This window comes from Arthrobacter sp. NPDC056727, assembly GCF_042790555.1.
Lineage (GTDB): Bacteria > Actinomycetota > Actinomycetes > Actinomycetales > Micrococcaceae > Arthrobacter.
Genome location: NZ_JBHTZA010000002.1, coordinates 92,082 through 110,963 on the forward strand (window position 1 = coordinate 92,082; position 18,882 = coordinate 110,963).

14 protein-coding genes are annotated in these 18,882 nt (G+C 66.6%); 11 read left to right on the forward strand and 3 right to left on the reverse strand.

The features are described 5' to 3' along the window. Window positions 1–118 precede the first annotated feature (118 nt). The 3 genes from ACFRAH_RS02235 (at window position 119) to ACFRAH_RS02245 (ending at window position 3,552) form a co-directional block, all read left to right on the forward strand. Window positions 119–1,486, forward strand: a complete 1,368-nt coding sequence (locus ACFRAH_RS02235) for an MFS transporter (protein ID WP_377989284.1) — start codon at window positions 119–121, stop codon at window positions 1,484–1,486. A 36-nt stretch (window positions 1,487–1,522) separates the two neighbouring features. Beyond that, entirely contained in the window at window positions 1,523–2,299 is a 777-nt protein-coding gene (locus ACFRAH_RS02240) for an SDR family NAD(P)-dependent oxidoreductase (RefSeq protein WP_377989285.1), read from the forward strand. Between the two features lie 119 nt (window positions 2,300–2,418). Further along, window positions 2,419–3,552 (forward strand): LOG family protein, encoded by a 1,134-nt coding sequence (locus tag ACFRAH_RS02245; protein WP_377989286.1) that lies wholly within the window; start codon window positions 2,419–2,421, stop codon window positions 3,550–3,552. A 58-nt stretch (window positions 3,553–3,610) separates the two neighbouring features. Here the strand turns inward: ACFRAH_RS02245 and ACFRAH_RS02250 are convergent, their stop codons facing one another. Together ACFRAH_RS02250 and ACFRAH_RS02255 are read right to left on the reverse strand one after the other, a co-directional pair. Next, on the reverse strand, window positions 3,611–4,669 hold the full coding sequence (locus ACFRAH_RS02250) for a matrixin family metalloprotease (RefSeq protein WP_377989287.1): 1,059 nt from the start codon (window positions 4,667–4,669) through the stop codon (window positions 3,611–3,613). A gap of 183 nt (window positions 4,670–4,852) precedes the next feature. Next, window positions 4,853–6,025 carry a VIT1/CCC1 transporter family protein gene (locus ACFRAH_RS02255; protein WP_377989288.1) on the reverse strand — a complete coding sequence of 391 codons (1,173 nt, stop codon included), beginning with the start codon at window positions 6,023–6,025 and terminating at the stop codon, window positions 4,853–4,855. Window positions 6,026–6,271: 246 nt separating this feature from the next. Between ACFRAH_RS02255 and ACFRAH_RS02260 the strand changes: the two genes are divergently transcribed. After that, complete coding sequence (locus ACFRAH_RS02260; RefSeq protein WP_377989289.1) at window positions 6,272–6,499, forward strand: hypothetical protein; 228 nt, start codon at window positions 6,272–6,274, stop codon at window positions 6,497–6,499. A gap of 161 nt (window positions 6,500–6,660) precedes the next feature. On the opposite strand, the gene ACFRAH_RS02265 is transcribed toward ACFRAH_RS02260, so the two are convergent. After that, the gene (locus ACFRAH_RS02265; protein ID WP_377989290.1) at window positions 6,661–8,184 is read right to left on the reverse strand and encodes a sodium:solute symporter; all 1,524 of its coding nucleotides are present in this window, start codon (window positions 8,182–8,184) and stop codon (window positions 6,661–6,663) included. A 292-nt stretch (window positions 8,185–8,476) separates the two neighbouring features. Between ACFRAH_RS02265 and ACFRAH_RS02270 the strand changes: the two genes are divergently transcribed. From ACFRAH_RS02270 to ACFRAH_RS02300, 7 genes are all read left to right on the forward strand, one after another. Beyond that, window positions 8,477–9,052 (forward strand): helix-turn-helix domain-containing protein, encoded by a 576-nt coding sequence (locus ACFRAH_RS02270; protein WP_377989291.1) that lies wholly within the window; start codon window positions 8,477–8,479, stop codon window positions 9,050–9,052. A gap of 156 nt (window positions 9,053–9,208) precedes the next feature. Continuing rightward, window positions 9,209–10,321 (forward strand): agmatinase, encoded by a 1,113-nt coding sequence (gene speB, locus ACFRAH_RS02275; protein WP_377989292.1) that lies wholly within the window; start codon window positions 9,209–9,211, stop codon window positions 10,319–10,321. After that, complete coding sequence (locus tag ACFRAH_RS02280; RefSeq protein WP_377989293.1) at window positions 10,318–11,997, forward strand: thiamine pyrophosphate-binding protein; 1,680 nt, start codon at window positions 10,318–10,320, stop codon at window positions 11,995–11,997. Before speB ends, ACFRAH_RS02280 begins: the two co-directional genes overlap by 4 nt. Before the next feature lie 205 nt (window positions 11,998–12,202). Beyond that, window positions 12,203–12,700, forward strand: a complete 498-nt coding sequence (locus ACFRAH_RS02285) for a MarR family winged helix-turn-helix transcriptional regulator (protein WP_377989294.1) — start codon at window positions 12,203–12,205, stop codon at window positions 12,698–12,700. Beyond that, the gene (locus ACFRAH_RS02290; RefSeq protein ID WP_377989295.1) at window positions 12,693–14,747 is read left to right on the forward strand and encodes an MDR family MFS transporter; all 2,055 of its coding nucleotides are present in this window, start codon (window positions 12,693–12,695) and stop codon (window positions 14,745–14,747) included. The genes ACFRAH_RS02285 and ACFRAH_RS02290 overlap by 8 nt, the downstream gene beginning before the upstream one ends. Before the next feature lie 339 nt (window positions 14,748–15,086). Next, complete coding sequence (locus tag ACFRAH_RS02295) at window positions 15,087–16,820, forward strand: ABC transporter ATP-binding protein (protein WP_377989507.1); 1,734 nt, start codon at window positions 15,087–15,089, stop codon at window positions 16,818–16,820. Beyond that, window positions 16,817–18,874: an ABC transporter ATP-binding protein gene (locus ACFRAH_RS02300; protein WP_377989296.1), complete on the forward strand. Its 2,058-nt coding sequence runs from the start codon at window positions 16,817–16,819 to the stop codon at window positions 18,872–18,874. The genes ACFRAH_RS02295 and ACFRAH_RS02300 overlap by 4 nt, the downstream gene beginning before the upstream one ends. Window positions 18,875–18,882: the final 8 nt, after the last annotated feature.

The following is an 18,882-nucleotide window of genomic DNA, read 5'->3' on the forward strand; positions in this document are numbered from 1 at the left end:
GATGTCTGACATCAGATAAAACAGACATAATCGCTGACCGGACAGAGAACCCACCAAGACAAACAGCGGAAACCCACCCGCAAAGCCGCCGGGCCGGGAACCGCCAGACAGAAGGTCGATGATGACTTCATTAACCACAACGTCCTCCGGACTCGGCGAGCTTGGAGACCGCACGCTCCGCAAGGTCCGCCGCCGTGTCATGCCGCTGATCGTGCTCCTCTACTTCGTCGCGTACCTTGACCGCAACAACGTAGGGTTCGCCAAGCTGACCATGAGCGAGGACATCGGCCTGACGGCCGCTGCCTACGGTCTTGGCGCGGGCATCTTCTTCTTGGGGTACGCCCTCCTGGAAGTGCCCAGCAACGCAGGCATGTACAAGTTCGGCGCCCGCAAGTGGCTGGCCCGCATCCTCATCACTTGGGGCCTCTTCGCCACCGCGATGGCCCTGGTGAACGGCGAAAGCACGTACTACATCGTCCGGTTCCTGCTCGGCGCCGCCGAGGCAGGCTTCTTCCCGGCCATCCTCTTCTACCTGACGTTGTGGTTCCCCGCCGCGCAGCGCGTCACCGTCCTGGGCATCTTCATCCTGGCCCAGCCCATCTCCAACGCGCTCGGCGCACCCGTCTCCGGCCTGCTGCTCCAGATGGACGGCGTCCTTGGCCTGCACGGCTGGCAGTGGCTGTACATCATCGAAGGCATTCCCGCCGTCCTGCTCGGCCTGCTGACCCCCATCCTCATGACGGACCGCCCCCGCGACGCCAAGTGGCTCAACGCCGACGAACGCGAATGGCTGGCCACCACCATGGACGCCGAGCTGGCAGCCAAGTCCAAGGGCGGCAACCACAACTTCCTGGCCGGCCTCAAGGACAAGCGCACCTTGGTCTACTCGGCCCTGTACTTCGGCCTTGTCTGCGGCATCTACGGCCTGGGCCTGTGGCTCCCCACCATCGTCGCCGCCCTGGGCAAGTTCTCCACCGCCGAGGTCGGACTCATCGTCCTGGTTCCGTACGCCATCGCCGCGGTCTTCGTTTACTTCTGGAGCAAGCGCGCCGACAAGACCGGCAAGCGCGCCTGGCACACCGGCGTCAGCATGGTCCTGGCCGGGCTGGGCCTCCTCGCCGCCGGTTACCTCCTCCCGGTCAACCCTGTCCTGGCCCTCATCGCCCTGACCGCGTCGGCCATGGGCATCTACGGAGCCATCGCGCCGTTCCTCTCCATGCCGTCCGCCGCCCTCACCGGTGCCGCAGCCGCCTCCGGCCTTGCCCTGGTCAACTCGCTGGGCAACCTCGGCGGTTTCGTGGCCCCGTACGCCGTCGGGATCCTGAAGGACTCCACCGGCAACAACCAGAGCGGCCTGCTGTTCCTCTCCTTCTGCCTGTGCGTCACGGCTGTGGCCACCTACCTCTATGCCCGCAAACGCCCCGAAGGCGACGCGACCCTGGAGCCGGCAGAGAAGGCCACCGCAGACGGCACGGCCAGCCGCTAAAGACCCATCCGAGAACCATCCGAAGGAATACCAGCAATGAGCTCAACCACCCCTTTCCCCGCAGAACGCACCGTTGTTCTGACCGGCGCGGCGTCCGCCCGCGGCATTGGCCGGGCAGCGGCTGACCGCATGGCCAGCGAAGGCTGGTCCATCGCGATCCTCGACATCAACGCCGAGGACGCGAAGGCCGCCGCCGCGGAGATCGGGTCCAACCGTGCCGTGAAGGCGATCGGTGTCGGCGCCGACGTCTCTGACGAAGCATCCGTGGACCGGGCGATCACCGAGATCGAAGAGTCGATGCCGCCGATCGTGGCGCTGGCCAACCTGGCCGGCATCAGCTCGCCGACCCCCTTCATGGAAACCACGGTTGCCGAATGGGACAAGGTCTTCGCCATCAACATGCGCGGCACGTTCGTGGTGTCCCAGCGGGTGCTCAAGGGCATGATCGAACGCAAGCTGGGCCGCATCGTGAGCATCTCCTCCATCTCAGCCCAGCGCGGCGGCGGCACCTACTCCAAGGTGGCCTACAGCGCCTCCAAGGCCGGCATCATCGGCTTCACCCGGGCCCTGGCCCGCGAAGTCGGCGAGTTCGGCGTGACCGTGAACGCCATCGCCCCGGGTCCCATCGACACCGACATCATGGGCGGAACGCTGAGCGAGGAGCGCAAGGCCCAGATGTCCGAGGGCATCATGATGGGCCGTGTGGGCACGCGCGAGGAAGTGGCTGCGCTGATCTCCTTCCTGCTGGGTGCGGACTCGGGCTACATCACCGCCGCCACCTACGACATCAACGGCGGTCTCCAGGTTTCCTAACCAGGTCTCCTGACCCGGATTCCTGAACCGTCTGATTCATTCGAAGTGCCCCGCCGGTATCCCGGCGGGGCACTTCGTCTGCCGGCCGCCTGGCTGAACACCGCACTAGGCTAGGCACCATGAACCCCTCCGGCAGCCTGAACCCCAGCCCGCGGACCCTTGAGGTGGACAGCATCGCAAGGTTCGACCGGCTGGTGAGGGCCGGGGCCAGGGCGATGCACGGCTGGCACGCACAGTCGCTTGACCTCCGCGGACGGGCCAGCGCCCTGACTGCACTGGATGCCGAGGGTGCGATTTTCCTGGGCTGCACCTTCGACCCGGGCGTGGAGGCATCGCTGCGCAGCCGGGGTGCACTGATCTTTCCGAAGCTCACCGGCGTTCCCTTCAATCCGTACCGGGCCGGGCTTTACACGCCGCAGGAGCTGTACGCCGGCATCCTCGAGGAGCCATACGAGAAAACCCCGGACGCTTTGGTCTACCAATGGAGCATGCGGCCCGGCCAGCGGAACCGACTTGATTCCACCCTTGCGGCAGCCCTTCACGATCACGCCGTCGGCGACGCCTTGGAGGAATTCGTCCGTACCCTCAACAGCGGGGGCCGTTCCATCGTGGGGGTCATGGGAGGCCACGCCCTGCAGCGGGGGACAGGCCGCTTCGCCGCCGCTGCCACCCTGGGGCGGCTCCTGGCCCGGCGAGGCCACCTGGTGGCCACCGGCGGAGGGCCCGGCGCCATGGAAGCCGCGAATCTGGGCGCTTACCTCAGCGCCGCCAGCGACAGCGATTTCCAGGACGTGCTCCGTGACCTCGCGGCCGTCCCCGGCTTCCGCCCCTCGGTGTCCGCCTGGGCACGTGCTGCGGCAGCCGCCGTCGAACGCTTTCCGGAAGGGACCGCGTCCCTTGGCATTCCCACCTGGTTTTACGGCCACGAACCGCCCAACTATTTCGCCACCCACATCGCCAAGTACTTTGCCAACGCCGTCCGCGAGGCGATTCTCCTGGAAGTCTGCAACGGCGGGATCGTGTTCCTCCCGGGGGCCGCAGGCACCGTGCAGGAGATCTTCCAGGACGCCTGCGAGAACTATTACGGCGTCCCGGAGACCCTGACCCCCATGGTGCTGGTGGGCCGGGAACACTGGGAGCAGAATTTTCCGGCCTGGCCCATGCTGCAAAGCCTCGCAGCAGGCCGGGCCATGGAGCAGCGCATCTTCCTGGTGGACAGCGTGGAGGAGGCGCTCGCGGTCCTCGGCGGGTGAACTGGCCGGCGCTTGAACCAGCCGAAGCTTGAACTGGCCGGAGGATAGGTGGGGCGCCTTACAGATCCTTGCGGCAGGGTGCTTTGCCCAGCTGGTACAGGCCATTCAGGTCGCCGGCGGCGAGGCCGTCGGGGGCGCCGATCTCCGGGTACATGAGCTGTTCGGGGTCGTTGACGTGCTCCAGCCCCATCACGTGGCCCAGTTCATGGAGGATGACGGCGGTGGCATAGGAGGTGCCATCGGGCCGTTCCAGCTCCACAGCCATCTGCGGCGCATCCAGCTCCAGGCTCCCGGTGACATAGCTCTTGGGCCCGTCCCCGTAGCTGTAGTGGGTGCTGCCGCCGGTGCCGATGACCTTGCCGCCCAGTTTGGGAGCCGCGTCCGGCGTGGTCCAGCTGATGAGCAGGGGTGCCCAGCGGTCGCCATATTTTTCGGGCTGGTAAGGGGCGCGCTGGTCCGAGGGCTGCTCGTCAGTGGCCCCGTCGTTCACAAACTGGATGCCGGTGGCCCGGGAGATGGCCTGGATCGCCAAGGGAACCAGGCCCGCAGCACCCTCCGGCGCGAGCCTGGCATTGACCACGTAATGCAGCGGACGGCACGGCGAGTAGCCTACGGGGGCGCCGCCGCTGTTAACGGCCAGGAACTTGAATGACTTGCTGGGCTCGGGAGGCGGCTCCGGCGTGCCCAGGGGAGTTGCTGCCTCCTCGAGACCCGGCGGCGGTGCGCCCATTCCCCTGCCAAGGTCTCCGGGCGAACCTGCCTCCGCTCCACCGGGCTCTGCGCCCGGTCCGGGGTGCCCGGCTTGCCCCGTTTGCCCGGCCTGGTTCTGGCCTGTCTGGTTCTGGCCGGCGTCACCTTGTCCGGCGTCGTCCTGCCGGCCCTGGTTCTCCCGGTCCTCCCGGGACGCGGACTGGTCCCCGGAACCGATGCGGAAGTTCAGCGCGCCAGCGAACCGGGGGTCACCGTAGGCCATTCCCGCCGCGAGGAATGCCGCGCAGCCGAGGGCAGCGAGCACGATCAGCCTGCGGATGAACTTCGCCGCTGCGGTAGCCGGACCAGAGTGGCGCGGTTGCTGCCGGTGCCGGCGGTGGCTGTACCCGGGGTCTTGACCCTCCACTGCACCCCTTTCACGGCATTCCTCTGCCGCGCCGCCCGGCACGGAATCAGGCGCTGGGCAAACAAGGCACTAAAGCAAACAAGCACAAAGCAAACAAGCGCTGTGCAACCAGCACCAGGCAAGCAGGCTTACTTTACAGTTCCGCCCACCGGGCCATGAAACCCGCGGGAAATGCCGGGCCGGTCAGGCGATAACCGCGCCGAACGCCATGCCCAGAAGGTACGTGACGCCGGCCGCTCCCAGGCCGATGGCGAGCTGCCGAAGGCCCCGGCTCAGGGGCGAGGTTCCGGACAGCAGGCCGACGGTGCCGCCGGTGGCCAGCAGCGCGACGCCCACCAGGACTGCCGCCATGATGAGGGCCGGAATTCCGGTCATGCCGAAGATAAAAGGAATGATGGGCACCACCGCGCCCGAGGCGAAGAAGCAGAAGCTGGAGAGCGCGGCGCCCCAGGCCGTGCCTACGGCTTCGTGCTCGTCCTCGGTCTCGGGCAGTTCCGGATGGAGGGAGAGGCTGGGATCGCAGTCGCACGCGAAGAGACCCATGCGCTCGGCCACACGGTGTTCGGCGGCCTCCCGGGACATGCCGCGGGCCAGGTACACCAGCAGGAGCTCGTTGTGCTCGATGTCCAGCTGCGGTGCCGCCACCAGCGTCACCTGGGTGGGCCGGGTGGCAGCCAGGAGCTCCCGCTGGGAACGGACGGACACGAATTCGCCCGCGCCCATGGAGAACGCGCCGGCGAGGAGCCCGGAGATGCCGCTGAGCAGGACCACGCCGCTGCCAACGCCCGTGGCGGCCATGCCCATGACCAGCGAAAGGTTGCTGACCAGGCCGTCGTTGGCGCCGAAGACGGCGGCCCGGAACGTGCCGGCCAGCCGGTTGCGGCCCCGCGTTGCCAGGCCGCGGACCACTTCCTCGTGGATCTGTTCGTCGGCCGCCATGGCCGGGGTGGCTGAGGGGTCCTTTGTGTAGGGCGAACGGCCCTCGGCCCGCTGCGCCAGTGCGAGCACAAACACGGAGCCGAAGTGCCGGGCGAGGAAGCCCAGCAGACGGCTGCGGAAGGAGGCGTGCCGGGGTTTGCCGGCATGCTCGCCTAGCAGCTTCAGCCAGTGCGCCTCGTGCCGGCCCTCTGCTTCGGCGAGGGCCAAAAGGATGGCGCGCTCTTCGCCGGTGCGGTTCTGCGCGAGGTCGCGGTAAACGGCAGCCTCGGCCCGTTCGTCGGCGAGATACTGGCGCCAGCGCTTGATGTCGGCGGCGGTGGGTTCCGGACGGGATGCCGCGGCGCTCGGTGCCGGATTGTTGGTCGAGCCCGGGGCGTCGCCGGTGGTGTGGGGGTCAGATTTTGCGTGCTGAGACACGGGAACTCCTGGGTAGCTGGGGCGTGATGCGGCCCCATTGCATCGCCCACTTTACCGCGTAATTCCGCGGATTTTCGGCCGGTAGCCCTTAGCCAAAAGTTTAGGGAAACCTCAATAACCCCACCCGCGGAGGCAATGCCACCAGCCTGTCCGAACGCCCTTGACCGCCTGCACCCGCGGTGATCTGATGAAAATGTGCCTCGCCGTCGGCGGGTACAAAAGTCCAACCACACGGAGGTCTGCCTGATGAACACCAACGGATCGCACCCCGAGCCGGACACCCGCATCGACTCCGATCCCGCCTACGACTTCGCCGAGGACGCGCCGGTGGAAGACTGGGACGCGGAAGACGAATTCCTTGATTCCGAGGAAAGGGTTGTTCCCGCCAACTCCGAAGCCGTGGACGACGACGAACGGGTAGTTCCGCTGGGCGCGGACGACGAATTCCGTGCGGACGAGGGCTACGAAGACTGAAGCGTCCAACTCTCCAAAGCGCGACTCTCGGGCCCACGCCCGCCGGGTTCCCTGGCCGAGCTTGCGAGGGAAGGGAGCGGGCGGGGGACGACGGCGGTGCCTCCCCGCGCTGGGAGGCACCGCCGTCGTCGTGCTTTACTGCTGGATCTGCCAGCGGCAGACTACCGGGAGCCGGCCGAAACCGGCACCTCCTCGGTTTCCTTGCCGGCCACCCGAAGGTACCAGCGGCTCATGACCGCCGGGTCTGTGGGCCTGGTCAGCAGCGACACTGCCACGTAGACCACCGCGGAAGCGATCAGGCCGTAGTAGATCGGCTCGTTGGCGAAGACGCCATCCAGGGGTTCCTTGGCGTTGATCTCCAGGACGATCATGGTGCCGAGCGTCACGACCGAACCGACCGCCATGGAGGCCGCGGCAGCGATGCCGGTGCCGCGCTTCCAGACGAGCCCGCCGAGGATGGCCACGAGGAGGCCGCCCACCAGGATGTCGTAGGCGATCGTCAGGGCCGCGACGACGTCCTTGGTGATGATGGCGATCAGGATGGCCACGATGCCCAGCCCGAGGACCCACATGCGGTTGGCCTTGACGTCGTGCTCGGGGTTGTCGGAATCGTCAGTGTTGATGGTCTTGCCGAACCAGCCGGCGACGAACGGCAGGACATCTGCGCGCGCCACGGTGGCAGCCGCGATCAGGGCGCCTGACGCGGTGGACATCATGGCCGCGACGGCGGCAGCGAGCACCAGGCCGCCGATGCCGATGGGCAGCAGGTTCTGCGCCACCTCGGCGTACACGACGTCCTTGCCTTCGGTGGCGACGTCGATGTTCGGCAGCGCCACCCTCGCGCCGAGGCCGATCAGTGCGCCGGCCGCGCCGTAGAGGATGCAGTAGATGCCGGCGGTGGCGCCGCCCCAGCGCGCAACGCGCGGCGTCTTCGCGGTGAACACGCGCTGCCAGATGTCCTGGCCGATCAGCAGGCCCAGGGTGTAGACGACGAAGTAGGTGATGATCGTCTGGACGCCGATGCCGTCAATCTGGAAGAAGCTGGCCTCCACCCGGCTGCGGATGCCGTCCAGGCCTCCGGCGGCGTTGAGCGTGAAGGGCAGCATGAGGACGAAGATGCCCACGGTCTTGATGACGAACTGGACCTGGTCGGCCAGGGTGATGGACCACATGCCGCCGATGGTGGAGTACACCAGCACGATGGCGCCGCCGATGGCGATTGCCAGCGCACGGTCCCAGCCGAACAGGACCACGAAAATAGTGGCGTAGGCGCCGGTGGAGGTGGCACAGAGCATCAGGGTGTAGGCGAGCATGACGATGCCGGAGGTTTTGGTGGCCTGGCTGCCGTAGCGCAGGGACAGCATCTGGGAGACGGTGTAGATCTTGAGCTTCTGGATGGTGCCGGCGAAGAGCAGGCTCAACAGCAGGACACCGGCGCCGATCGCCACCACGAGCCACATGCCCGAGATGCCGAACTTGTAGCCCAGGCCGACGCCGCCGACAGTGGAGGCGCCGCCCAGGACCACGGCGGCCATGGTTCCGGTGTAGAGGAACGGCCCCAGGCGGCGGCCGGCCACGAGGAAGTCGCTGTTGTTTTTGGTGCGGGACTTGCCCCACCAGCCGAAGGCCAGCATCGCGGCCAGGTAGGCCACCACGATGGCGATATTGACGAAACTTGCGTCCATGATTTGGGGATCCTTGGAGCTTTGGCAGCTAGCGGCCGGTCCGGGAAACGGGGCTTCCAGGGCGGGGCTGCACTGAATGGAATCTGGGGGGAAGGCGGGGTTCCTTGCTGTGCCTCTCCTCGTGGGAGTTGTTTCACAAGCAACACATGTTTCATAAAAGCGTAGGCTGTGATTCGAGTAACAGTCAAGACGCAAAGGTCCGCGGCGAGGTTTGCCCGGCGTCACAGAAGGGCCGGGCCGATAATATGGCTCCAATGTTGGGGCCGTGCGGCCGGCCGTGAAAGGTTCATAAATGAAGGCACTACCAGTTGAGCCGAGCAATGTGCCGGTTGCCATCGGTTCAAGAATCCGTGCCGCCCGCCAGTCCCAGCGGCTCACGATCGAGCAGGTGGCCGACGCCACCGGATTGACCAAGGGTTTTCTGAGCCGCGTGGAGCGGGACCTGACTTCGCCGTCGGTGGCCTCGCTCGTGACGCTGTGCCAGGTTCTGTCGATCTCCATCGGCGACCTGTTTGCCGCACCCGAAACCCACCTGACCAAGCGCGACGCGGGACCTCGCATCTCCCTCGGCGGCCAGGGGATCGTCGAGCGGCTGCTGACCGCCCGGTCCGAGCGGCGCGTGCAGATTATCCAGGCCGTCATCGATCCGAGGGGCCGCGGCGAATCAGAGCTCTACGCCGTGGACTGCGACGTCGATGTCCTGCATGTCATCAAAGGGACCATCAGGCTCATCCTGACTAACGAGGAGTACGAACTCACCACCGGCGACACCGTGACTTTCCCCGGGCGGGAACCGCACACCTGGGTGAACCCCACCGACGAGCCCGTCGAAGTCCTGTGGGTGCTGGTGCCGGCGGCCAGCCGGTAGTTTGCCTCAAGCCCGGGCCGCCTGTCTTTTGGCGGCCCGGGTTTTTTCTTGCCCCGCTCCTGGCTGTTTCTGTAAACAGCCGGTGCACATTGGGCAACTTCGAGTGTATGATGGCTGTCACAACCCACTCTCGATCCTCGAAGGAGAGGCGTTCCTTTGGAAGAGCTGCGCATCGAGGCCAACGGCAACCTTGGCCCCATCGATTCATCCCGTATTCCCCGCTACGCCGGGGCGGCCACCTATGCCCGCCTGCCCCGCCTGGACCAGGTGGCCAAATCCGACATCACCGTGGTGGGTGTGCCCTTTGACTCCGGCGTTTCCTACCGCCCCGGCGCCCGCTTCGGCGCCAACCATGTCCGCGAGGCCAGCCGGCTCCTCCGCCCGTACAACCCGGCCTGGGACGTCAGCCCCTTCGAGAACTGCCAGGTGGCCGACGCCGGCGACATGGCCGTGAACCCGTTCAACATCAACGAAGCCATCGAGACCATCCAGCAGAACGCCCTCGACCTGACGGCGGCCGGGAGCAAGCTGCTCACCCTCGGCGGCGACCACACCATCGCGCTGCCGCTCCTGCGTGCCGCGGCCGAGCGCGCCGGCGGCCCCATCGCCATGCTGCACTTCGACGCCCACCTGGACACCTGGGACACCTACTTCGGCGCGGAGTACACCCACGGCACACCGTTCCGACGTGCCGTGGAGGAGGGCATCCTGGATACGGAGGCCATCAGCCACATCGGCACCCGCGGCCCGCTGTACGGGAAGAAGGATCTCGACGACGACCACCGCTTCGGCTTCGGCATTGTCACCTCCGCGGACGTCTACTACCAGGGCGTCCTCGAGACCGTGGCCAAGGTGCGGGACCGGATCGGAAACCGGCCCCTTTACATCTCCGTGGACATCGACGTTCTGGACCCCGCCCACGCGCCGGGAACCGGCACGCCGGAAGCCGGCGGCATCACCAGCCGGGAACTGCTCGAGATCATCCGTGGGTTCCGCGGCATGAACCTCGTCGGCGCCGACGTCGTTGAAGTGGCCCCGGCCTATGACCACGCCGAAATCACCGGCGTCGCCGCCAGCCACGTTGCCTACGAGCTCGTCACCCTGATGGCGGACAACACCGTTGCCGGGGACCGCTTCGGCGCCGAGACCGGCTACGCCGCCCAGGCGCTGGGCCGGGAAGTCCGCCGTCCGGCCGGCTTCGCGGCAGCCTCGCCGGCAACTGCTGACAATGGCGCTGTCCGCGCTGCCGTGGGGGAGTACTCCCAGTGACCGGCGTCGGGCCCGCCGGTGTCCGCAACGGCGGGGACCTCGTCGTCGAGACCCTCGAGGCGCTTGGCGCGAAGACGGTGTTCGGCATTCCCGGCCAGCACGCTCTGGGTCTTTTCGACGCAATGGGCCGGGGCAACCTGAAGTTCGTCTCCTCCCGCGTGGAGAACAACAGCGCCTTCGCCGCCGACGGCTACTCGCGGGCCACAGGCGAGGTGGGCGTGCTGTTCCTGTCCACCGGGCCGGGCGCGCTGACATCGCTCGCCGGGCTGCAGGAAGCCTACGCCACGGGTGTGCCCATGGTGGTGGTTGCCAGCCAGATCCCGCTTGAGGGCCTGGGCGCGCGGCGGAAGGGCATGCTGCACCAGCTGGATGACCAGAAGGCGTCCGCCGCGAACGTCACCAAGAGCCAGCGGCTGATCCAGCACGCCTCAGGCATCCCGTCCGCCATCCAGGACGCCTGGACCGAGGCGATCTCCTCGCCGCAGGGGCCGGTCTGGCTGGAGATCCCGCAGAACGTGCTGCTGGATCCCATCGTGGTGCCGCCCGTTGAGGACGCGCTCGCCGAGGCGGCGGACAACCCGCCGCGCGTCGAACTTGTCCGCGAAGCCGTGAAATGGCTGTCGGCGGCGGAGCGTCCGGCCATCATCGCCGGCGGCGGAACCCGCCGGGGCCGGGCGGAAAAATCACTGCTCTCGATCGCGGAAAAGCTCCGGGCACCCGTCATCTGCACGCCCGGCGGCAACGGGGCCTTCCCCTGGAACCATGAACTGTCGCTGCAGTCATGGATCGAGGACCGCCACATGACGGACCTCCTGGAGGACGCCGACGTGCTGGTGGTCATCGGGTCCTCGCTGGGCGAGGTCACGTCTAACTACTTCACCTTCGAACCGCGCGGCCGGATCATCCAGATCGACGCCGAACCGCGCGTTTTGGAATCCAACCGGCCCGGCCTGGGGATCCGCGCCGACGCCGGCCAGGCGCTCGCTGCCCTCGACGCGTCGCTCGTGGCAACCGCCGAGCCCCGGGCCGACTGGCACGGGACCTCGCCGGAGGACCTGGTCCGGGCGTCGCTGCGCAAGGTGAAGGAACGGCTGGAATCGCAGGATCTGGCCAAGGAACTGAAGTTCATGGCGGATATCCGCGAGGCAGTTCCGGCGGACATGCAGACGTTCTGGGACATGACCATTTCCGCGTACTGGGGCTGGAGCTGCTGGGACGCCCGCGAGGGCCAGTTCCACTCCGCCCAGGGTGCCGGCGGGCTCGGCTACGGGTTCCCGGCGGCGATCGGCGGGGCCGTAGGCCTGGAAACCGTGGGCAGGTCCGCGGCCTCGGCCCGGGTGCTGGCTGTCTCCGGCGACGGCTCGGCCATGTACTCCATCGCCGAACTCGCCACCGCCAAGCAGCACAACGTGCCCGTCACCTGGCTGATCGTGGACGACGGCGGCTACGGCATCCTGCGCGAATACATGGTGGGCGCCTTCGGGAAGGCCACGGCCACCGAACTCTCCCGGCCGGACTTCGTGAAGCTGGCGGAATCGTTCGGCGTTCCCGCCGCCCGGGTCGCGCCGGAAAACGTGGGGGACGCGCTCAAGGCGGCCTTCGCCGCGGACGGCCCGAACGTCGTCGTGGTTGAAACGCTGCTCAAGATGTTTGCCCCCACCCACGTGGACGCCTGACCCCGGCCCCGCGCTCTCCCAGCCCTGCGCCCACCCAGCGCGAACGTACAGTTGTGGCCCCATTTCCACCCGGATTTGGGGCCACAACTGTACGTTCGCGCTCCTGTCGTTAAGTGATGCCTGCCGACCTCACATTCGCTTAGTTTCCCAAAGCAACCTTTTATTGCTATAGTTGCCTAAGGCAAGCAATAAGGGGTTACTCATCATGGCAGTTGCACCAAACACAGCGGCCGCACTCGTACGCGAGATCTTCGACCTCCAGCGTGCGGTCCGGTGCGTCGCCGTCTCGAACTCACGCGGCCTTGAAGCGGGCATTGCACTGCAGGGCGTCCTGCGGTTCGTGGGGGAGAAGGAATCGCGGGCCACGCATCTGGCCGCGCGGCTCGGCGTCAGCGCCCCCGTCCTCAGCCGGCACATTGCGGAGCTTGAAGAACTCGGGCTGGTTCACCGCCGGCCCGACCCCGACGACGGCCGGGCGCAACTGGTGGCCCTCACCGACGCCGGCCGCGCGAAGCTGGTCGAGATCGAGGAACACCGCGTGGCCACCCTGCAGGAATTCCTGCAGGACTGGAGCCAGCAGGACGCCGAGGAGACGGCGAAAGTACTCTCCAAACTCTCGGAATCCCTTCGGGAATCCGCCCGGGCAACGACGGCCGGCCCCATCGCAACCACCAGCAAACGCAAGGAGCACATCAATGGCTAGCCACGCCGCCGTCTCCGGGACGGCCACGCCGCGTCCTGCGGCCCACATGCCGCAGGCGCCCATGACGCACCGCCAGATCATGGAGGCCCTGACCGGGCTCCTCGCCGCCTTCTTCACCGCGATCCTCAGCAGCACCATCGTGGCCAACGCGCTGCCCACCATCATGTCCGAGCTCAAGGGCACCCAGACGGACTTCGCATGGGTCATCACCGCAGCGCTGCTGGCCAACGCGGCCACCACCCCCATCTGGGGCAAGCTCGCCGACCTGTTCGACAAGAAGGTCCTGGTCCAGTTGAGCATCGTGATCTTTGTGGCGGGATCAGTGATGGCCGGCCTGTCCCAGACCATCCCGCTGCTGCTCACCGCCCGTGTTGTCCAGGGCATCGCGATGGGCGGCCTGACGGCCCTGGCCCAGGCCATCATCGGCTCCATGATCCCGCCGCGCGACCGCGGAAAGTACTCCGGCTACATGGGCGCGGTCATGGCCGTCGGCACGGCCGGCGGGCCGCTGCTGGGCGGCTTCATCGTCGACAGCCCGCTGGGCTGGCGCTGGACGTTCTTCGTCTGCGTGCCGCTCGCCGTCGTCGCACTGATCCTGCTCCAGATCACCCTGAAGATCCAGCACGTCAAGCGGCCGGCCAGGATCGACTGGCTCGGCTCCATCCTCCTCACCTCCGGCGTCAGCCTGCTCCTCATCTGGGTGTCGTTCGCCGGCAACCCCGACTACTACGACTGGTGGTCCTGGCAAACGGCACTGATGGTGGGCGGCGGCGTCGTGCTGCTGGCGCTGCTGGTGGTGGTTGAATCCAAGGTTCCGCAGCCCATCATTCCGCTGAAAATCATCTCCGAGCGCACCACCGCGCTGGCCATCTGGGCCTCCATGGCGGTGGGTGTGGCGATGTTCGGATCCTCGACCTTCCTGGGCCAGTACTTCCAGGTGGCCCGCGGCGCCACGCCAACCGAGGCCGGCCTCCTGACCCTGCCCATGATCGCCGGCAACCTGATCGGCTCCGTGGTTTCCGGTCAGATGATCAGCCGCACCGGCAAGTGGAAGCGCTACCTGGTGGCCGGCTCCGTGCTGCTGATCGGCGGGCTGGGCCTCGCAGGCACCATGGACCACACCACGGAACTGTGGCAGTCCGGCGTCTTCACGGCGGTCCTTGGCCTGGGGCTTGGCATGCTGATGCAGAACCTTGTGCTGGCGGTCCAGAACACCGTCAGCGCCAGCGACATCGGCACCGCCAGTGCGTCCGTGGCGTTCTTCCGCTCGGTGGGCGGCGCGATCGGCGTGTCCGTGCTGGGCGCGATCATGAGCAACCGGGTCAAGGAGCTCGCTGTCCAGGGTCTCGCCGACGCCGGTATCAAGGCCGGCTCCGGCGCGTCCGGGGCCAGCCTCGACCTGGCCGACATGCCTGCCCCCATCCGGGACATCATGCGGGCCGCCTACGGCGATGCCACGGCGGAAATCTTCCTGATCGCCGGCGTTATCGCGGTTGTTGCCCTCATCGCCGTGCTCCTGATCAAGGAGAAGCCGCTGCGCCGGACAGTGGATATACGCCCGGAAGCCGCTGCCGACTCTGCTGCCGACTCTGCTGCCGAGCCCGAACAGGGTTCCGGACTTCCCGCTGGCGACTATTCCGACGACGACCTCGAGCGTGAGTTCGCGGAAGTACTGACCCGCCAGCTGGCCGATGACGCCAAGGCGCCGTCCTACCCCGGCCGGCAGCGGACACCGGAACCCGTCCTGCCGATGAACGAACCGCCTGCGCGGGCGCGGACCATGCTCGCCGAGATGCACAACCGGCCTGCGGACCTGCTTCCGCTCATCCAGGAAACGCAGGGGCTCCTCGCGGAGCAGCAGCTTCAGCTGGCCAAGGCCCTGAACGCCGTCGCCCGCCAGACCGAACAGCAGAGCATCATCGCGCAGGAGCAAGCCCGGGTGAGTGAAGAGCTGAAGGCGCTAAGCCGGCGGCTGGCCAAGGAACGGAAGCTTCAGAGCGCCGCCGCGCACTACATCGCCTCCCACGGCAAGCACCGCGGCGAATAACAAGGCGAATAAACAGGGCGACTGGCCATCCCGCTGATGGAGTTTTTGTACAGATAATGGCCGCAAAACCGCGGTTAGAGGCCGATATCTGTACAAAAACTCCAGTTAAGGGGAGGGGAGTACGACGGCGGGGGCGGGCTTGGGTGCTTAGGTGTCGGCTCGCGTGTGGCCGGGTATGTCGTGGGCGGGGAGAGCGCCGGCGTCGTCCGCTGGGATGATCTTCGCCCGGGACGTTTCACACGGGCAACAGATTTCGTAGAGTTGGAAGGCTTTGGCTGTCAGACCCGTCTGCTACTACTTCTCTTGACTCATTCGCGCTCTCCCGAAGGATCCGTGAGCATGCTCGTCACCTTGATACGGCGTTATTCCAGACCGTATTTGCCGTACATCCTGGCTGTCATCGCGTTCCAGCTGGCATCCACCATTGCGGCGCTCTACCTGCCCAGCCTCAACGCCCAGATCATTGATGAAGGCGTCTCGCGCGGCGACACCGACTTCATCTGGCGCACGGGGGCTGTGATGCTCCTCGTGGCCTTCATTCAGGTGGGCACGGCCATTGCCGGGGTCTACTTCGGGTCGAAGACCGCCATGGCCGTGGGCCGGGACCTCCGCCGCGGTGTTTTCCGCAAGGTGACCAGCTTCTCCGCCAAGGACGTCAACGCCTTCGGCGCACCCACCCTGATCACCCGCGGCACTAACGATGTCCAGCAGGTCCAGATGCTGGTGCTGATGGGCCTGAACTTCATGGTCTCCACGCCGATCATGTGCATCGGCGGCATCATCATGGCCCTGCGCGAGGACATCAACCTGTCCTGGCTGGTCTGGGTCTCGGTCCCGATCCTCTTTGCGGTGGTGGGGTACCTCGTGGTGCGCCTGATGCCGCTGTTCCGCTCCATGCAGAAGAAGATCGACCGCATCAACGAGGTCCTGCGCGAGCAGATCATCGGCATCCGCGTGGTGCGCGCCTTTGTCCGCGAACCCTACGAAACGGAGCGGTTCGGCCAGGCCAACAAGGAACTGACGGACGTGTCGCTGAAGATCGGTGCGCTGTTCGTCCTGATGTTTCCCGCCATCGGCATGATCCTGCACCTGTCCACCGCCGCCGTGCTTTGGTTCGGCGGCCAGCGCGTGGACTCCGGCGACATGCAGGTCGGTTCCCTGACAGCCTTCCTGCAGTACCTGCTCCAGATCCTGATGGCCGTCATGATGGGCACCTTCATGGCCATGATGATCCCGCGGGCGTCCGTCTGCGCCGACCGCATCGGCGAGGTGCTCGACGTCGAACCTTCAATCCACGACCCCCAGCAGCCCGTCACCCCGGGCCAGATGGAAGGCGTGGTGGAGTACCGCAACGTCACGTTCGCCTACCCCGGAGCCGAGGCGCCGGTCCTGAGCAACATCAGCTTCACCGCCAGGCCGGGGGAGACCGTGGCCATCATCGGTTCCACCGGCGCCGGCAAAACCTCCCTGCTGTCGCTGCTGCCGCGGCTCTACGACGTCGCTGACGGTGAGGTGCTCCTCGACGGCGTGCCTGTCGGCCGGCTGGACCGGGACGAAATCACCAGGCGCGTTGCCCTGGTTCCGCAGCGGCCCTACCTCTTCTCCGGAACCATCGAGCACAACCTCCGGTTTGGAAAACCTGAAGCGACCGACGACGAACTCTGGCATGCCCTGCATGTGGCCCAGGGCGATGCTTTCGTGAAGGAAAAGAAAAACGGGCTCGCATCCCGGATCGCCCAGGGTGGCACCAACGTCTCCGGCGGCCAGCGCCAGCGGCTGTGCATTGCGCGCGCCCTGGTCACCCGGCCCAGGGTTTACCTGTTCGACGATTCCTTCTCGGCTCTGGATGTGGCCACCGACGCCCGGCTGCGTGCCGCGCTCAAGCGAACCACAGCGGACGCCACCGTCATCATCGTCGCGCAGCGCATCTCCACGATCACGGAAGCGGACCAGATCCTGGTGCTGGACAACGGCAGGATCGTGGACCGGGGAACGCACGAGGAACTCCTCGAAACATCGCCCACCTACCAGGAAATTGTTGAGTCCCAGCTGAGCGTGGAGGAAGTGGCATGAGCGCCGACAAGAAGGGCAGCGGCCCTGCCGAAAGCTCCACGAAGGCAGCAAACGAAGCCGCTGTGCTCGAGGACGACGACTTCGTCGAGGAGGAGTACAAGCCGGGCGAGGCCGACGGCGGCATGTTCGGCGCGATGCCGGCCAAGAAGGCCCAGCAGTTCTTGCCCTCGGCCAAGCGGCTCATGGGCCTGCTGAGGCCGGAAGCCGCCGGCATCTACGTCGTCGTGGGCATGGTGATCGTGTCGGTTATCCTCAACGTCATCGCCCCCAAGGTGCTGGGCCAGGCCATGGACGTCATCTTCGGCGGCGTCGTCGGCAAGCAGCTGCCTGCCGGAGTCAGCAAGGACCAGTTCGTCGAGGGACTGCGGGCGCAGGGCCAGAACAACTTCGCGGACATGGTCGCCCGGATGGAGCTGGTGCCCGGAACCGGCATCGACTTCCAGAAGCTGACGGTCCTGATCTCAGCCGTGCTGCTGATGTACTTCGTTGCCAACATCTTCCTCTGGCTCCAGGGCTACATCCTGAACAGGATCGTCATGAAGGTGATCCGGCAGCTCCGCGACGACACCGAGAAGAAACTCAACCGGCTGCCGCTGAACTACTTCGACACCCGCCAGCGCGGTGACGTGCTCTCCCGGGTGACCAACGACGTCGACAACGTCCAGCAGGCGCTGCAGCAGGCGTTCGCCCAGCTCATCAGCTCGGTGCTGACGGTGGTCGGCATCGTCATCATGATGTTCATCGTCTCGTGGCAGCTGGCCCTGATCGCCCTCATCGCGCTGCCGCTGTCCGGTGCCGCGGCCGGCGTGATCGGTGCGCGCAGCCAGAAGCTGTTCGCCGCGCAGTGGAAGAACACCGGTGAGCTGAACGGCCAGATCGAGGAGTCCTTCTCCGGGCACGACCTGGTGCGGGTCTTTGGCCGCGAAGCCGACATGCTGGAACGCTTCGAGGAACGCAACGAGGCCCTGTACAAGGCCAGTTTCGGCGCGCAGTTTGTCTCCGGCATCATCTTCCCCGTCATGCAGTTCGTCTCCTACCTCAGCTACGTCGGCATCGCGGTGGTGGGCGGTCTGCGCGTTGCCTCCGGCAGCATGAGCCTGGGCGACGCGACGGCCTTCATCCAGTACTCCCGCGAGTTCACCCAGCCGCTGGGACAGATGGCGGGCATGGCCAACATGCTCCAGTCCGGTGTGGCGTCCGCCGAGCGCGTGTTCGAGTTTCTGGATGCAGATGAGCAGGACGCCGAGACCGCCACGCAGCACCTGCCGGCCAAGGCCGACGGCCACGTGGAGTTCCAGGACGTCACGTTCAGCTACACGCCGGACAAGCCGCTGATCGAAAACCTGTCCTTCACCGCGGAGCCGGGGCACACGGTGGCCATCGTCGGCCCCACCGGCGCGGGCAAGACCACCCTGGTGAACCTGGTCATGCGCTTCTATGAGCTCAACTCCGGGTCCATCACGCTCGACGGCGTGGACGTCACCCAGCTGAGCCGGGCCGAGCTCCGCTCCAAGGTGGGCATGGTGCTGCAGGACGCCTGGCTGTTCGGCGGCTCCATCTACGACAACATCAGGTACGGCAATCTGGATGCCACCGAGGAGCAGATCATGGCGGCGGCCAAGGCCACGTTCGTGGACCGCTTTGTCCGCGCGCTTCCGGATGGCTACGGCACCATCATCGATGAAGAGGGCAACAACGTCAGCGCGGGCGAAAAGCAGCTCATCACGATCGCCCGCGCCTTCGTGGCCAACCCGTCGCTGCTCATCCTGGACGAGGCGACCAGCTCGGTGGACACCCGCACGGAACTCCTGGTGCAGAAGGCCATGGCCGCGCTGCGCACGGACCGGACCAGCTTCGTCATCGCGCACCGCCTCTCGACGATCCGTGACGCCGACACCATCCTGGTCATGGAGAACGGCAAGATCGTGGAACAGGGCAACCACCAGGCCCTCCTCGCCGCCCAAGGCGCCTATTACCGGCTGTACATGTCGCAGTTCGCCGGCGCTGATGTAGAAGAGACGCCCGTGGACGATTCGACGGCGGTGCACAGCTGACCGCGCAC

Coding starts and splice junctions, on each gene's coding strand:
- ACFRAH_RS02295 (WP_377989507.1), top strand. CDS start 15,087: ATGCTCGTCACCTTGATACGGCGTTATTCCAGACCGTATTTGCCGTAC.
- ACFRAH_RS02245 (WP_377989286.1), top strand. CDS start 2,419: ATGAACCCCTCCGGCAGCCTGAACCCCAGCCCGCGGACCCTTGAGGTG.
- ACFRAH_RS02240 (WP_377989285.1), top strand. CDS start 1,523: ATGAGCTCAACCACCCCTTTCCCCGCAGAACGCACCGTTGTTCTGACC.
- ACFRAH_RS02265 (WP_377989290.1), bottom strand. CDS start 8,184: ATGGACGCAAGTTTCGTCAATATCGCCATCGTGGTGGCCTACCTGGCC.
- ACFRAH_RS02300 (WP_377989296.1), top strand. CDS start 16,817: ATGAGCGCCGACAAGAAGGGCAGCGGCCCTGCCGAAAGCTCCACGAAG.
- ACFRAH_RS02260 (WP_377989289.1), top strand. CDS start 6,272: ATGAACACCAACGGATCGCACCCCGAGCCGGACACCCGCATCGACTCC.
- ACFRAH_RS02235 (WP_377989284.1), top strand. CDS start 119: ATGATGACTTCATTAACCACAACGTCCTCCGGACTCGGCGAGCTTGGA.
- ACFRAH_RS02285 (WP_377989294.1), top strand. CDS start 12,203: ATGGCAGTTGCACCAAACACAGCGGCCGCACTCGTACGCGAGATCTTC.
- ACFRAH_RS02290 (WP_377989295.1), top strand. CDS start 12,693: ATGGCTAGCCACGCCGCCGTCTCCGGGACGGCCACGCCGCGTCCTGCG.
- ACFRAH_RS02270 (WP_377989291.1), top strand. CDS start 8,477: ATGAAGGCACTACCAGTTGAGCCGAGCAATGTGCCGGTTGCCATCGGT.